The organism is Cupriavidus sp. P-10, assembly GCF_003402535.2.
Classification (GTDB): Bacteria; Pseudomonadota; Gammaproteobacteria; order Burkholderiales; family Burkholderiaceae; genus Cupriavidus.
On record NZ_AP025170.1, the window covers coordinates 3354786 to 3369136 of the forward strand.

Annotated in this window: 17 protein-coding genes; all 17 read right to left on the reverse strand. The window is 66.4% G+C overall.

Translation table 11 applies throughout. From position 1 onward, the window contains the following. Nucleotides 1-42: 42 nt before the first annotated feature. The 17 genes from hisA to CTP10_RS15500 all read right to left on the reverse strand — a co-directional run bounded on the left by hisA (nucleotide 43) and on the right by CTP10_RS15500 (nucleotide 14328). The gene (gene hisA, locus CTP10_RS15420) at nucleotides 43-789 is read right to left on the reverse strand and encodes a 1-(5-phosphoribosyl)-5-[(5-phosphoribosylamino)methylideneamino]imidazole-4-carboxamide isomerase (protein ID WP_116320298.1); all 747 of its coding nucleotides are present in this window, start codon (nucleotides 787-789) and stop codon (nucleotides 43-45) included. Between the two features lie 182 nt (nucleotides 790-971). Next, complete coding sequence (gene hisH, locus CTP10_RS15425; RefSeq protein WP_199414607.1) at nucleotides 972-1625, reverse strand: imidazole glycerol phosphate synthase subunit HisH; 654 nt, start codon at nucleotides 1623-1625, stop codon at nucleotides 972-974. Next, complete coding sequence (locus CTP10_RS15430; RefSeq protein ID WP_111521347.1) at nucleotides 1622-2245, reverse strand: YchE family NAAT transporter; 624 nt, start codon at nucleotides 2243-2245, stop codon at nucleotides 1622-1624. The genes hisH and CTP10_RS15430 overlap by 4 nt, the downstream gene beginning before the upstream one ends. A gap of 95 nt (nucleotides 2246-2340) precedes the next feature. Next, the gene (hisB, locus tag CTP10_RS15435) at nucleotides 2341-2928 is read right to left on the reverse strand and encodes an imidazoleglycerol-phosphate dehydratase HisB (RefSeq protein ID WP_116320300.1); all 588 of its coding nucleotides are present in this window, start codon (nucleotides 2926-2928) and stop codon (nucleotides 2341-2343) included. 4 nt (nucleotides 2929-2932) lie between these two features. Further along, complete coding sequence (gene hisC / locus CTP10_RS15440) at nucleotides 2933-4033, reverse strand: histidinol-phosphate transaminase (RefSeq protein ID WP_116320301.1); 1101 nt, start codon at nucleotides 4031-4033, stop codon at nucleotides 2933-2935. A 35-nt stretch (nucleotides 4034-4068) separates the two neighbouring features. Further along, nucleotides 4069-5412 (reverse strand): histidinol dehydrogenase, encoded by a 1344-nt coding sequence (gene hisD / locus CTP10_RS15445; RefSeq protein WP_116320302.1) that lies wholly within the window; start codon nucleotides 5410-5412, stop codon nucleotides 4069-4071. A gap of 51 nt (nucleotides 5413-5463) precedes the next feature. Continuing rightward, nucleotides 5464-6138: an ATP phosphoribosyltransferase gene (hisG, locus tag CTP10_RS15450; RefSeq protein ID WP_116320303.1), complete on the reverse strand. Its 675-nt coding sequence runs from the start codon at nucleotides 6136-6138 to the stop codon at nucleotides 5464-5466. A gap of 17 nt (nucleotides 6139-6155) precedes the next feature. After that, nucleotides 6156-7406: a UDP-N-acetylglucosamine 1-carboxyvinyltransferase gene (gene murA / locus CTP10_RS15455; RefSeq protein ID WP_116320304.1), complete on the reverse strand. Its 1251-nt coding sequence runs from the start codon at nucleotides 7404-7406 to the stop codon at nucleotides 6156-6158. Nucleotides 7407-7486: 80 nt separating this feature from the next. Next, nucleotides 7487-7735: a BolA family protein gene (locus tag CTP10_RS15460; RefSeq protein ID WP_116320305.1), complete on the reverse strand. Its 249-nt coding sequence runs from the start codon at nucleotides 7733-7735 to the stop codon at nucleotides 7487-7489. A gap of 51 nt (nucleotides 7736-7786) precedes the next feature. After that, nucleotides 7787-8608, reverse strand: coding sequence for an ABC transporter permease (locus CTP10_RS15465; protein ID WP_116320306.1), 822 nt, complete (start codon nucleotides 8606-8608; stop codon nucleotides 7787-7789). After that, nucleotides 8605-9555: an ABC transporter ATP-binding protein gene (locus CTP10_RS15470; protein ID WP_116320307.1), complete on the reverse strand. Its 951-nt coding sequence runs from the start codon at nucleotides 9553-9555 to the stop codon at nucleotides 8605-8607. Before CTP10_RS15470 ends, CTP10_RS15465 begins: the two co-directional genes overlap by 4 nt. 258 nt (nucleotides 9556-9813) lie before the next feature. After that, the gene (locus CTP10_RS15475; RefSeq protein WP_116320308.1) at nucleotides 9814-10131 is read right to left on the reverse strand and encodes an STAS domain-containing protein; all 318 of its coding nucleotides are present in this window, start codon (nucleotides 10129-10131) and stop codon (nucleotides 9814-9816) included. Nucleotides 10132-10283: 152 nt separating this feature from the next. After that, nucleotides 10284-10913 carry an MlaC/ttg2D family ABC transporter substrate-binding protein gene (locus CTP10_RS15480; protein WP_116320309.1) on the reverse strand — a complete coding sequence of 210 codons (630 nt, stop codon included), beginning with the start codon at nucleotides 10911-10913 and terminating at the stop codon, nucleotides 10284-10286. 211 nt (nucleotides 10914-11124) lie between these two features. Continuing rightward, entirely contained in the window at nucleotides 11125-12138 is a 1014-nt protein-coding gene (locus tag CTP10_RS15485; RefSeq protein ID WP_442875093.1) for an MlaA family lipoprotein, read from the reverse strand. Beyond that, the gene (gene mlaD / locus CTP10_RS15490; protein WP_116320310.1) at nucleotides 12135-12656 is read right to left on the reverse strand and encodes an outer membrane lipid asymmetry maintenance protein MlaD; all 522 of its coding nucleotides are present in this window, start codon (nucleotides 12654-12656) and stop codon (nucleotides 12135-12137) included. The genes CTP10_RS15485 and mlaD overlap by 4 nt, the downstream gene beginning before the upstream one ends. A 77-nt stretch (nucleotides 12657-12733) precedes the next feature. Next, on the reverse strand, nucleotides 12734-13513 hold the full coding sequence (gene mlaE, locus CTP10_RS15495) for a lipid asymmetry maintenance ABC transporter permease subunit MlaE (RefSeq protein WP_116320311.1): 780 nt from the start codon (nucleotides 13511-13513) through the stop codon (nucleotides 12734-12736). Then, nucleotides 13510-14328, reverse strand: coding sequence for an ABC transporter ATP-binding protein (locus tag CTP10_RS15500; RefSeq protein ID WP_116320312.1), 819 nt, complete (start codon nucleotides 14326-14328; stop codon nucleotides 13510-13512). Before CTP10_RS15500 ends, mlaE begins: the two co-directional genes overlap by 4 nt. Nucleotides 14329-14351: the final 23 nt, after the last annotated feature.

The following is a 14351-nucleotide window of genomic DNA, read 5'->3' on the forward strand; positions in this document are numbered from 1 at the left end:
GCGACAGCGGCTGCGCACGCGGCGCGTTGGCTTGCGTTAGGCTTACTGGCCGTCGCGCAGCTTGTCGGCACGGGCCTGCGCATCGGCAAAGTTGAGATCACCGGAGTAGATCGCGCGGCCGCAGATGACGCCTTCCACACCTTCGCCCTCGACCGCGCACAGGTTGTCGATATCCGCCAGGTTGGACAGGCCGCCGCTGGCGATCACCGGGATCGACATCGATTTCGCCAGCTTGACGGTGGCATCGATATTGATCCCCTGCAGCATGCCGTCGCGGCCGATGTCGGTGTAGATGATGGCTTCGACACCGTAGTCTTCGTACTTGCGCGCCAGGTCCGCCACTTCATGGCCGGTCAGCTTGCTCCAGCCGTCGGTGGCGACCTTGCCATCCTTGGCATCGAGGCCGACGATGATGTGGCCGCCGAAGGCCGAGCAGGCGTCCTTCAGGAAGCCGGGGTTCTTCACCGCCGCGGTGCCGATGATGACGAACGACAAACCGTCGTCTAGCCAGCGTTCGATGGTGTTCAGGTCGCGGATGCCGCCCCCCAGTTGCACCGGGATCTCATCGCCGACTTCGGCGATGATGGCCTTGATGGCCGCCTCGTTGCGGGGCTTGCCCACGAACGCGCCGTTCAGGTCCACCAGGTGCAGGCGCCGAGCGCCCTGCTCCACCCAGTGGCGTGCCATGGCGGCGGGATCTTCGGAAAAGACGGTGGCCTGGTCCATGTCGCCTTGTTTGAGGCGTACACACTGACCGTCCTTCAGGTCGATGGCCGGAATGAGCAACATATGCGTGACGAGCGTGGTTGAGTAAGTGAGGTTGAGCGAGACCGGCGGAGCCGGTCAGGTCGGGGTCGATGTTCGATCGGAAACTGGTCGCTTTACGGGTTGCGTGAAGGGTCCGGTGACGGGTCTGTCTGGTTCTCGGTCGAACAATCGTCAAACAAGCGATTCGGGGTGTCCGGTGCGCCTTAGGGATTCCAGTGGACGAAGTTCCGGTACAGCTGCAGGCCCAGGGCCGCGCTCTTCTCGGGGTGGAACTGCGTCGCGAAAATATTATCGCGGGCTACCGCGCTGGTAAACACGACTCCATACTCCGTTTCACCGGCGATATGGGCCGGATCCTGCGCCTGCACATAGTAGCTGTGGACGAAATAGAACCAGCTGTCGTCCGGAATCCCGGCCCACAGCGGGTGCGGCTTCGCCTGGCGCACCCGGTTCCAACCCATCTGCGGCACCTTGAAACGCGAGCCGTCGGGCTGCGTCATGCCGTCCAGCGCAAAACGCACCACCTGGCCGGGCATCAGGCCCAGCGCCGGTGTGCGGTCCGCGCCAGCACGACTTTCGGTGCTGAACTCGAACAGCATCTGTTCGCCGACGCACACACCCAGCATCGGCTTGCTGCCGGCGGCCTCGACCACCGCTTCCTGCAGGCCCGAGGCGCCCAGTGCCGACATGCAGTCCGGCATCGCGCCCTGGCCGGGCAGCACCACGCGATCCGCGTTGCGGATGCCTTCGGGCGCATCCACCACCCGTACGTCCGCTTCCGGTGCCGCGGCACGCAGCGCCTGCGCCACCGAGCGCAGGTTGCCCATGCCGTAATCCACAATTGCTATGGTAGTCATGATTTCAAAACAGGCAACAATGTCTTCAGCCCGTCAACAATGAATTCAACGGCCAGCGCCGACAGGATCAGCCCCATCAGGCGCGTGCCGATATTGATGCCAGTGCGGCCGATCACCCGGGCGATCGGGTCGGCCGCGCGGAACACCAGGTACACCACCGAGCCCAGCAGCACGCCGATGCCCACCAGGATCAGCAACTGGTACCAGTGCTGGGTCTTGCCGGCATAGACGATCACCGTGCTGATCGAGCCCGGCCCGGTCAGCAGCGGCAGCGCCAGCGGCACCACCGCGATGCTGGACTTTACCTCGGCCTCATCCTCTTCTTCCGGCGTAGCCTTGGTGCGGCTGGTCTGCGCGTTCAGCATGTTCATGGCCATCATGATCATGATGAGACCGCCACCCACCTGCAGCGAAGCCACCGAGATATTGAAGAACTCGATGATCTGCTGCCCCAGCAGCGCCGACACCGCCACCACGATCGCCACCGAGATGGACGCGATCTTGATGGTACGCAGCTTTTCCGCTTCAGTCTGCTGGCTCGTCAGGCTGATGAAGAACGGGATCGCCCCGATCGGGTTGATCAGCGCCAGCAGCGAGATAAACGACTTGAGCGTATCCATCGGTTGCGGGTCGCCAGCATCGCTGGCCGGAATTCAGGCAGGAAAAAAGTGGGCGGGCGCCGCAACCAGCCGGCACGCCTACGGGTTCAGGAAGCTCAGAGCGTACCCTTGGTCGACGGGATCGTGTTGGCCGCGCGCGAATCCAGCTCAACCGCCATGCGCAGTGCCCGGCCAAAGGCCTTGAACACGGTTTCGCACTGATGGTGGGCATTGATGCCGCGCAGGTTGTCGATATGCAGGGTTACGCCCGCATGGTTGACGAAGCCGCGGAAGAACTCGATGGTCAGGTCGACGTCGAAGCTGCCCACGCGCGCACGCGTGAACGGCACGTGGAACTCCAGGCCGGGGCGGCCGGAGAAGTCGATCACCACGCGCGACAGGCATTCGTCCAGCGGCACGTAGCTGTGGCCGTAGCGGGTGATGCCTTTCTTGTCGCCGATGGCCCTGGCGACCGCCTGGCCGAGCGTAATGCCAACGTCTTCCACCGTATGGTGGTCGTCGATATGCGTGTCGCCGGTGGCTACGACCTCCAGGTCGAACATGCCATGCCGGGCGATCTGGTCAAGCATGTGGTCGAGGAACGGCACGCCCGACGCCAGCTTCTGGCGGCCGGTGCCGTCGAGATTCAGGGAAACGCGAATTTGCGTTTCCGAAGTATTGCGGGTGACCTCTGCAACACGCATGGTGTTAATCCTGCAGCGACGCTGCGAATGCCTCAAGGAACTGCGCGTTTTCTTCGGGCGTGCTGACCGTGACGCGCAGACAATTGGCCAGCAACGGGTGCATTTTACTCACGTTCTTGATCAATACCTTCCGCGCCAGCAGGCGGTCGAAGGTCTGTGCCGCATCCGGCACGCGCGCCAGCAGGAAGTTGGCGGCGCTGGGGAACACCGTGACGACGGCGTGCACGGCCATGCCGTCGGCCACGCGGGTGCGCTCGGCGCGCAGTTGCGCGGCCTGTTCGTCCAGCACCGACACATGCTCCAGCGCGAACAGCGCGGCGGCCTCGGTCAGCACGTTGACGTTGTAGGGCGGTCGCACCTTGTCGATCTGCGCCAGCCACGCCGGCGCACCGGCCAGGTAGCCCAGGCGGATGCCGGCCAGGCCGAGCTTGGACACGGTGCGCATCACCAGCAGGTTGCCGAAGTCCGTCAGGCGCGGCATCCAGCTTTGCTGCGCGAACGGCTGGTAGGCCTCGTCGACCACCACCACGCTGTTGCAGACCTCGCCTTGCGCGGCACGGAGGATGGCCTCCATGTCGGCCGCGTCGAACAGGTTGCCGGTGGGGTTGTTCGGATACGCCAGGTAAATGATGGCGGGCTGGTGCTCGGCCATCGCCGCCAGCATGGCGTCGCGGTCGAGCGTGAAATCCGCGCGCAGCGGCACGCCGACGAACTCGAGGCCGGCAAACTGCGCCGACATCGCGTACATGACGAAGCCCGGCACCGGCGCCATCACCTTGGCGCCCGGCTTGGCCGCGGCCAGCGCCAGCATGCTGATGATCTCGTCCGAGCCATTGCCCAGCAGCACGTCCATGCCGGCGGGCACGGCCATCACGTCCTTCAGTCTGGTGCGCAGCGCTTCGCTGCTGGGCACCGGGTAGCGGTTCAGCGCCACCTCGCCCAGCCGCGCGGCCAACTGCTGGCGCAGCTCGGGCGGCAGGCGGTAGGGATTCTCCATGGCGTCGAGCTTGACCAGACCGTGCGAATCCGGCACGTGGTAGGCGCCCATGGCGCGCACGTCGTCACGGATGATGCGTTCGATCAGAGAGGGCTCTACGGCTGACATGGAAACTCCAGGTTTGACTGCGTTGGTTCAGTAGATCAACTGCGCTTGAAACGGTATTCCGCGCTGCGGGCGTGGGCCTGCAGGCCTTCGCCGTACGCCAGTTCGGCGGCGATCTGGCCGAGCATCTGCGCCCCGCCCTCGCTCACCTCGATCAGGCTCGAGCGCTTCAGGAAGTCATAGACGCCCAGCGGCGACGAGAAGCGCGCGGTACGCGAGGTCGGCAGCACGTGGTTGGGGCCGGCGCAGTAGTCGCCCAGCGACTCGCTGGTATAGCGGCCGAGGAAGATGGCGCCGGCGTGGCGGATCTTCTCGCTCCACTGGCGCGGGTTCTCCGCGGAGATTTCCAGGTGCTCCGGCGCGATCGCGTTGGCAATCTCGCAGGCTTCTTCCATGTCGCGCACCTTGACCAGCGCGCCACGGCCGGAGATCGACGCGGCGATCACGTCGCGGCGCGGCATGGTCGGCAGCTGGCGCTGGATGCTGGCTTCGACGCGGGCGATGTAGTCGGCGTCCGGGCACAGCAGGATCGACTGCGCCAGTTCATCGTGCTCGGCCTGCGAGAACAGGTCCATCGCGACCCAGTCGGGGTCGGTGGTGCCGTCGCAGATCACCAGGATCTCGGACGGACCGGCGATCATGTCGATGCCGACGGTGCCGAATACGCGGCGCTTGGCCGCGGCCACGTAGGCATTGCCCGGGCCGACGATCTTGTCGACCTGCGGCAGCGTGGCGGTGCCGTAGGCCAGCGCGCCCACGGCCTGCGCGCCGCCGATGGTGAAGACGCGGTCGACGCCGGCGATCTGCGCGGCGGCCAGCACCAGCTCGTTGCGCACGCCGCCGGGCGTGGGCACGACCATGATGATTTCCTTCACGCCGGCCACGCGCGCCGGGATCGCGTTCATCAGCACCGACGACGGGTAGGCGGCCTTGCCGCCCGGCACGTAGATGCCGACGCGGTCCAGCGGCGTCACCTTCTGGCCCAGCATGGTGCCGTCGGCCTCGGTGTACTCCCAGCTATGGCTGCCGCACTCGATCTTCTGCTTCTCGTGGTAGGCACGCACACGCGCGGCGGCGGCTTCCAGCGCGGCGCGGCGCTTGGGCTCGAGGTCTTCGAGCGCGGCTTCGAGCTCGGCCTGCGACAGTTCCAGCGCCGCGATCGACGGCGCTTCCATGCGATCGAAGCGTTTGGTGTATTCCAGCACCGCGGCGTCGCCGCGCGCCTTCACGTCGGCCAGGATCTGCGCCGCGGCGCGGTCGATGGCCTCGTCCTCGCCGGCCTCGAAGGCCAGCACCTGGCGCAGCGCCTCGGCAAAGCGCGGCTCGCTGGAATCAAGCCGGCGGATCGGCAGGTTTTCCATTTCGGATGCGGTTGCGTTCATGACTTCTTTTCCTTCTCGGTCGGCATCGGGCTGGTGTGGCGCGATGTGGCCTTACACCAGTGCCGCCGAAGCGCGTTCGAAAGCGTCGAGGATCGGCGCCAGCCGCTCGCGCTTGAGTTTGAGCGCGGCCTGGTTCACCACCAGCCGCGACGAAATTTGCACGATCTCTTCCACTTCGACCAGGTTGTTGGCGCGCAGCGTGCTGCCGGTGCTGACCAGGTCGACGATGGCATCGGACAGGCCCACCAGCGGGCCCAGCTCCATGGAACCGTACAGCTTGATCAGGTCGACGTGAACGCCCTTTTTCGCAAAATGCTCGCGCGCGGTCTGCACGTACTTGGTTGCCACCGCCAGGCGCGCACCCTGGCGCACCGCGTTGGCGTAGTCAAACCCGGCCGGCACCGCCACCGACATGCGGCAGCGGGCGATATTGAGGTCGATCGGTGCGTACAGGCCGGCCATGCCGTGCTCCATCAGCACGTCCTTGCCGGCCACGCCGAAATCGGCGGCGCCGTACTGCACGTAGGTCGGCACATCCGAGGCGCGCACGATCACCACGCGCACGGCGGGGTCGGAGGTCGGCAGGATCAGCTTGCGCGAGGTCTCGGGATCCTCGGTCACCCGGATGCCGGCGGCTTCGAGCAGCGGCAGCGTTTCGGTAAAGATGCGGCCCTTGGACAGCGCCAGCGTCAGCTGGTTGGGGGAAGCATTGAAAGTGGGGCTCATCGGCTCAGTCCTCGTGCTCAGGCAATGCGGCGGATCTTGGCGCCCACTGCAGACAGCTTGTCTTCCATGCGGTCGTAGCCGCGGTCCAGGTGGTAGATACGGTCGATCACGGTGTCGCCCTCGGCGACCAGGCCGGCGATGACCAGGCTGGCGGAGGCGCGCAGGTCGGTCGCCATCACGCTGGCGCCGGACAGGCGCGCCACGCCGTTGACCACCGCGGTGTTGCCTTCGACGACGATGTCGGCGCCGAGGCGGTTCAGTTCCTGCACGTGCATGAACCGGTTCTCGAAGATGGTCTCGGTCACGCGCGCGGTGCCTTCGGCCACGGCGTTCAGCGCCATGAACTGGGCCTGCATGTCGGTCGGGAAGGCGGGGTATTCGGAGGTGCGGAAGCTCACCGCCTTCGCGCGGCGCGGCATCGCCAGGCGGATCCAGTCGGCGCCGGTCTCGATGCGTGCGCCGGCTTCGCGCAGCTTGTCGAGCACGGCGTCGAGCAGGTCCGGGCGCACGTCGCGCAGCACCAGTTCGCCCAGCGTCGCGGCCGCGGCGCACAGGAAGGTGCCGGCCTCGATGCGGTCGGCGATCACGCTGTGGCGGGCGCCGTGCAGCTTGTCGACGCCCTGCACCACCAGCCGGTCAGTGCCGATGCCATCGATCTTCGCGCCCATCTTGACCAGCAAGTGGGCCAGGTCGCTGACTTCGGGCTCGCGCGCGGCGTTTTCCAGCACGGTCTCGCCTTCGGCCAGCGTGGCGGCCATCAGCAGGTTCTCGGTGCCGGTCACGGTGATCATGTCGGTGACCACGCGCGCGCCCTTCAGGCGCCGGGCGCGGGCATGGATAAAGCCATGCTCGATGCTGATCTCCGCGCCCATCGCCTGCAGGCCCTTGATGTGCTGGTCGACCGGCCGCGCACCGATGCCGCAGCCGCCGGGCAGCGAGACCCGGGCCTCGCCGAAGCGCGCCACCAGCGGCCCCAGCACCAGGATCGACGCGCGCATGGTCTTGACCAGCTCGTACGGCGCCTCGAGCGAGTTGACGTCGGCGCCGTTGAGCGCGACGGCAGCGCCATCCTGCTCGGCGCGCATGCCCATCAGGCGCAACAGCTTGAGCGTGGTGCGCACGTCCTGCAGGTTGGGCACGTTATCCAGCGAGACGGTATCCGCCGTGAGCAAGCCCGCGCACAGGATCGGCAGCGCGGCATTCTTGGCGCCCGAAACGCGGACTTCGCCCCGCAGCGGACCGTTGCCCTGGATCTGGAATTTGTCCATGTTGTGTCGGTTCTGGCCGGGCTTGCGCCCGGCGTCATTGTTCTCGGACCGCGCATGCGGCGCGGTGCGGCACGGCCGGCTTACTTGCCCTCGCCTGCCTGCCACTCGGCGGGCGTCAGCGTCTTCATCGACAGTGCATGGATCTCGGCGCGCATGCGGTCGCCCAGCGCGGCATAGACACGCTGGTGGCGCTGGATCAGCCGCTTGCCTTCGAACTCGGTGCTGACGATGGTGGCAAAGAAGTGCTGGCCGTCGCCCTCGACTTTTAGATGTTCGCAGGGCAATCCTTGGGCAATGTATTCCCTGACTTGTTCCGGTGTAGGCAGCATGGGGTTCTCTTCAGCGTATTCAGTAAGTGCGCAGTGTCAGTGCGGTCGCGCTCAGTGGCGCAGCTTGTAGCCGGACTTCAGCAGCCGCAGCGCCAGCGCCGCCAGCACCACGAAGGCCGATCCCACCACCGCCAGGCTGAACAGCGGCGACACGTCCGAGACGCCGAAGAAGCCATAGCGGAAGCCGTCGATCATGTAGAAGAACGGATTGGCATGGGACACCGCCTGCCAGAAGGCCGGCAGCGAATGGATCGAATAGAACACGCCGGACAGGAAGGTGGCCGGCATGATCAGGAAGTTCTGGAACGCGGCGAGCTGGTCGAATTTCTCGGCCCAGATGCCGGCGATCAGGCCGAGCGTGCCGAGGATGCCCGCGCCCAGCAGCGCAAACACCACGATCCAGCCGATGTTGGCGAAATGCAGGTTGGCAAACCATGCCGTCACCAGCAGCACGCCCAAGCCCACGGTCAGCCCGCGGATCACCGAGGCCAGCACATAGGCACCAAACATCTCCCAGTGCGATAGCGGCGGCAGCATCACGAACACCAGGTTGCCGGTGATCTTGGACTGGATCAGCGACGACGAACTGTTGGCAAAGGCATTCTGCAGCACGCTCATCATCACCAGGCCAGGCACCAGGAAGGCGGTATAGCTGATCTGGTCATAGATCTTGACCCGGTCTTCGAGCACATGGCCGAAGATCAGCAGGTATAGCACCGCAGTCAGCACCGGCGCGGCCACGGTCTGGAAGCTGACCTTCCAGAAGCGCAGCACTTCCTTGTACAGCAGGGTCCGGAAGCCGACCAGGCTGCCCACGGCCATCGGGCCCAGGCGCGCGTCATCCACCATTTCGATTTCGCCAGGCTGCTTCATGCCGCGGCCTCCATGGAGGGGTCGGGCAGCGCGCCCGGCATGTGCCCCTCGCGGCGCATGATCTGGACAAATACGTCTTCGAGGTCGGCCTTGTTGATTTCCATGTCTTCGATGTCACAGCCCGCTTCGCGGCAGGCGGCCAGGATCGGCTCTACCGCCTGGTAGCCCGACAGCCGCAGCCGCACCGCGCGCTCGCCCGGGTTGGCCGGCATGCGCAGCGGTTCCAGCGCCGGCGGCAGGCTGCCGCGCGCGAAAGTCAGCACCAGTTGCAGGCCGGCGAACTGCGTCAGCAGGCTGCTGGTGCGGTCCAGCGCCACCACTTCGCCGAACTTGAGCATGGCGATGCGGTCACAGAGCGCCTCGGCCTCTTCCAGGTAGTGCGTGGTCAGGATGATGGTGTGGCCTTCCCGGTTCAGGCGCGAGATGAACTTCCACAGCGTCTGGCGCAGTTCGACGTCGACGCCGGCGGTGGGTTCGTCCAGTACGATCACCGGCGGGCGGTGCACCAGCGCCTGCGCCACCAGCACGCGGCGCTTCATCCCCCCGGACAACTGGCGCATATTGGAATCGGCCTTGCTGGTCAGGTCCAGGTTGGCCATGATCTCGTCGATCCAGTCGTCGTTGCGGGTCAGCCCGAAATAGCCGGACTGCAGCCGCAGCGTCTCGCGCACCGTGAAGAACGGGTCGAACACCAGTTCCTGCGGCACCACGCCAAGCATACGCCGCGCCATCCGGTAGTCGGAAACGACATCGTGACCCAGCACACGGACGTGGCCGGAGTCGGCGCGGTTCAGGCCGGCGAGGATCGAGATCAGCGTGGTCTTGCCGGCGCCGTTCGGCCCGAGCAGGCCGAAGAATTCGCCGCGTTCGACGGTGAAGCTGACGCCCTTGAGCGCCTGCAGGTTGCGGTAGCGCTTGCGAACGTCGTGGATTTCAATGGCTTTCATGGCCGATTGTTTGTGGCGTGTCCGGCTTTTTTTGGGCCGTCCGCCTGAAAAGGGGAGCTACTGCGTGCCCGGATATCCTGGGCCGGTCTGGCATGCACCGGAATCAGGCGGGGGATGGGCGAACAACCCGGAATTATAGGGGATGCGGGGTGGGTCCCGCTTGATCCCCACCGGATCGTCCGCTGGGCGCGGCGACAGCACCAGGCCGTCGCCGGGGCATCGCGGTCGGGCGCCAAGGTTGCGCCCGGCGATGCCGGATCAATGTCGGTGGTGGTGGCCCGGGTGGGGAAGCGCCTCGGCGCCGGTCGCCAGGCCCAGCAGGCCGTCGACACCATAGAGGTTGGCCAGCTGCGACAGTTGCGCCGGCACCGCGCGCAATGACAGCGCCAGGTTGCGCGCGGCTGCGGCACGATGCCACGCCAGCAGCACGGCAACAGCGGAGGAATCCACCTGCGCCAGGCCGGTGCAGTCGACCTGCACCTGGCCCTGCACTCCGCCCTGCGCCACGCGTGCCAGCCCGTCGCGCAGCACGGCGGCGGCGTTCTGGTTGGTCAGCGAGGTGCCCAGCGAAAGCATGGTGGCGTCAGGAAACGAATTTGGCGTGGATGGATGGCAATGCGGCGCAAACAAAAGCTCCCGCGCTGAGGCGGGAGCCAGTGCCGCGAACGGCCATTGTAGTGCAGATCGACGCGCAGTGCTGCATTGCAGCGGCACGCGCTCGCCGCGGCTTAGCTCTTGGCGTTGGCCAGCTGGCGGTTGCGGTCCTGCAGCGTCTTGATCACGCCCTCGACGCCCTGCTGGCCGACGATGGTGTTGAAGCTGCCCTTGTAAGCCTCGGTCAGCCACGCGCCCAGCACGTTGATGTCGTAGACCTTCCAGCCATTCGCGGTCTTCTCCAGGCGGTAGTCCATCTGGATCGGCTCGCCCTTGTTGATGACCTGGGTGCGGATGGTGGCATCGGTGTCCTCAGGCGTGCCGCGGTACGGGCGGTACTGCACGGCCTGGTCGCGGATCTGGGCGATGGCGCCGGCGTAGGTGCGGATCAGCAGGGTCTTGAACTCCTCGGTGATCTGCTTCTGCTGCTCGGGCGTCGCCTTCGACCAGTTACGGCCCATCGCGATCTGCGTGGTCTTCTGGAAATTGGCGTTCGGGATGATCTTCTGCTCGACCAGCGCGGTGATCTTGGCGATATTGCCGGCCTGCATGTCCTTGTCTGCCTTGACGGTCGTCATCACGTCGTTGACCACGGCCTTGACCAGCCCGTCCGGCGTCGCAGCGTCCTGGGCCGGCGTCTGTGCGTGGGCAGCGCCGGCGAAGGCAACTACCGTAAGGAAGGGGACCAACAGTCGCTTAATCATGGATTTTTCCTTCTTTCTCATTGACGTTTTCCGGCGGGGCCACCGGCCGGGCGCCGCCTGCCGGCAGCGGCCTTGCGGTGATTGGAACATAAGCAAGGCCCGCAGGTTGCACGGACCAGGCCTTCCCCGCCACTTCCAAACAAATTGTTTCAGCCCTCACAGGGCATTCACAGCCTGGCGCCCGCCCGTTGGGATTGGCGCCACAACGTGGTCAACGGATCCGGATCACACCTGGGACGAGACGCTGCATCGGCTCCACCGCCGGCACCGGCAGGCTCTGGCTTTCCGGCTGGATGTCGCCCTTTGGCGGCGTGGCGGCGGGTGCGGAGGCATCGGCCGGCGGCGTGGCCGCGGGCGCGGACGCGTCCGCCGGTTGTGTGCCGGGTGCCGGTGCCGCAGGCGTGGTGGCGCCGGCAGGCTTGTCATCCTCGGTGCCCGCCGGAGCGGCCGGCGCTGCGGGTGCGGCGCCCTCGCTGTCCACGTCGTCGTCGGCGGCTTCCGGCGGATTGCCGTCGTAAACCAGGTACTGGCGCCGCTGCAGGTAGGAGTCGCGCAGGAACGAGTATTTGTCCAGCGCTGCCTGTTCCAGCAGGTTGCTCGCGCCCAGCAACTGCGCACGGCCCGCGACGATGCGCACGCCGGTCAGCGAGTTGCGCAGCGATACCGGGTAGAGATAGGCCGACGGGTCGAACTGGCGGTCCACCAGCATGCCGCCGGTGTCGCGCACCGAGCTCGGACCGAACAGCGGCAGCACCAGGTACGGGCCCGGGGGCACGCCCCACACACCCAGCGTCTGCCCAAAGTCTTCCTTGTACTTGGGCAGGCCGGCCGGCGTGGCGATGTCGATCAGGCCGCCCAGGCCAAGCACGCTGTTCATCGCCACGCGCATGGAGTCTTCCGCCGCGCGCGTAGGCTTGCCCTGCAGCAGATTGTTCGCCGCCGAATAGACATCGCTGATGTTGGAGAAGAAGTTCTCCACCGCGCGCTGCACCGGCGTCGGCGTGTAGTCGGCGTAGAACTCGGCCACCGGGCGCAGGATGCCCTTGTCGAAGTCCTCGTTGATCTTCGAGACTTCGCGGTTAAAGGGCTCCAGCGGATCCTTAGGGTTGGCCGTGGGGCCGGTGGCACAGCCGGCGAGCAGCGCCGCGGCTGCCGCCGCGGCCATCAGGCCAGCCACCGGACGGCGCGCGGCGCGGCCCGGTTTGACGGGGGGAACAACGCTCATTTGGCATCCCCACCCAGCGCCGGTGCGCTCGCGCCGGCCGCGGGCGAGCCGCTGGCCCCGCCGGCATCCGCCGCCTTGTTGTACAGGAACTGGCCAATCAGGTTTTCCAGCACCACCGCGGACTGCGTCATGGTGATGCGGGCGCCATCGGCCAGCATGGCGGTGTCCCCACCGGCTTCCAGGCCGAGGTACTGCTCGCCCAGCAGGCCCGAGGTCAGGATCTTGGCCGAGGTGTCCTTGGGAAACTGGTAGCGCTTCTCCAGGTTCATCTCGACGGTGGCCTGGTAAGTCTTGTCGTCGAAGCGGATCGCCGCGACGCGGCCAACCACCACGCCGGCGCTCTTGACCGGCGCGCGCGGCTTGAGCCCGCCGATGTTGTCGAAGCGGGCCTGCACGCTGTAAGTGTCCTGGAAGGTGAAGGCGCTCATGTTGCCCGCCTTAAGGGCCAGGAACAGCAGGGCCACAAACCCCGCCGCCACGAACAGCCCCACCCAGAAATCGAGTGTGATCTTTTTCATCGGATTCTCTTCTTCAACCCCGTAGTGTCTTGTCGCTGTCTTTTTTCGTCTGTATCGCCCGCGCCGCTGGTCCAGCCTCAGTTGCTGAACATCAGCGCGGTCAGCAGGAAATCCAGCCCCAGTACCGCCAGCGACGCGATCACCACGGTACGGGTGGTCGCGCGCGAGACGCCCTCGGGCGTCGGCTTGGCCTCGAAACCCTGGTACAGGGCAATGAACGTCACGGCGATGCCAAAAATAAAGCTCTTGATGACGCCGTTGAGTACATCGGCGCGCACGTCCACGCCGCCCTGCATCTGCGACCAGAAGGCACCGGCGTCGACGCCGATCAGCTGCACGCCGACCACATAGCCGCCCAGGATGCCCACTGCGCTGAAGATCGTCGCCAGCACCGGCATGGCAATCACGCCCGCCCAGAAGCGCGGCGCGACCACGCGCTGCAGCGGGTTCACCGCCATCATTTCCATCGCGGTCAGCTGCTCGCCCGCCTTCATCAGGCCGATCTCGGCGGTCAGCGAGGTGCCGGCGCGGCCCGCGAACAGCAGCGCGGTCACCACCGGCCCGAGTTCGCGCACCAGCGACAGCGCCACCAGCAGGCCCAGCGCCTGCTCCGAGCCGTAGCGGTTCAACGTGTAGTAGCCCTGCAAGCCCAGCACGAAGCCGACGAACAGGCCCGACACGGCGATGATCACCAGCGACAGGTTGCCGACAAAGAAAACCTGGTCGGTCACCAGCCGGAAGCGGCGCAGCAGCGCCGGCGACAGCCCCAGCACGGTAAGAAACATGCGGGTGGCATGGCCCAGGCCCGTCACGTTGCGGCGCACGGCCGCACCGATGGTGGTAAAGAAACCGATCACCGCGCGCCTCCGGCAAAGTCCTCGGCCAGTGACGGTCCAGGATAGTGGAACGGCACCGGACCGTCGGCCTCGGCGTGGACGAACTGGTGCACGAACGGGTCGGAGGAGGCGCGCAGCGCCTCGGGCTCGCCCTGCGCGGCGATGCGCCCGTCGGCAATGAAATACACGTAGTCGGCGATCTGGAAGGTCTCGTGCACGTCGTGCGAGACGATGATCGTGGTCGCGCCGAGCGCGTCGTTCAGGCTGCGGATCAGGCGAGCGGTCAGGCCGAGCGAGATCGGGTCGAGGCCGGCGAAGGGCTCGTCATACATCAGCAACGCGGGATCGAGCGCGATCGCGCGCGCCAGCGCCACGCGCCGCGCCATGCCGCCGGAGATCTGCGACGGCATCAGGTCGCGCGCGCCGCGCAGGCCGACCGCGTTCAGCTTCATCAGCACCAGGTCGCGGATCATCGAATCCGGCAGGTCGGTATGCTCGCGCAGCGGGAAGGCCACATTGTCGAATACCGACAAGTCGGTAAACAGCGCGCCGAACTGGAACAGCATGCCCATCTGGCGCCGCACGGCATACAGGCCGCGGGTGTCGAGCTGGTGGATATCGGTGCCGTCGAAGCGCACCGTGCCCGCCTGCGGGCGCACCTGGCCCCCGATCAGCCGCAGTACCGTGGTCTTGCCGCACCCCGAACCGCCCATGACCGCGATCACCTTGCCACGCGGGAATTGCATGGTGAGGCCGGACAGGATCGGCTTGCCGTGGTCCGCATAAGCGAAATCCACCGCATTCAGTTCGACGAGGTTTTGAGCAGAATCGGTCACGTTGGCACCGGTCGGGACAGGGG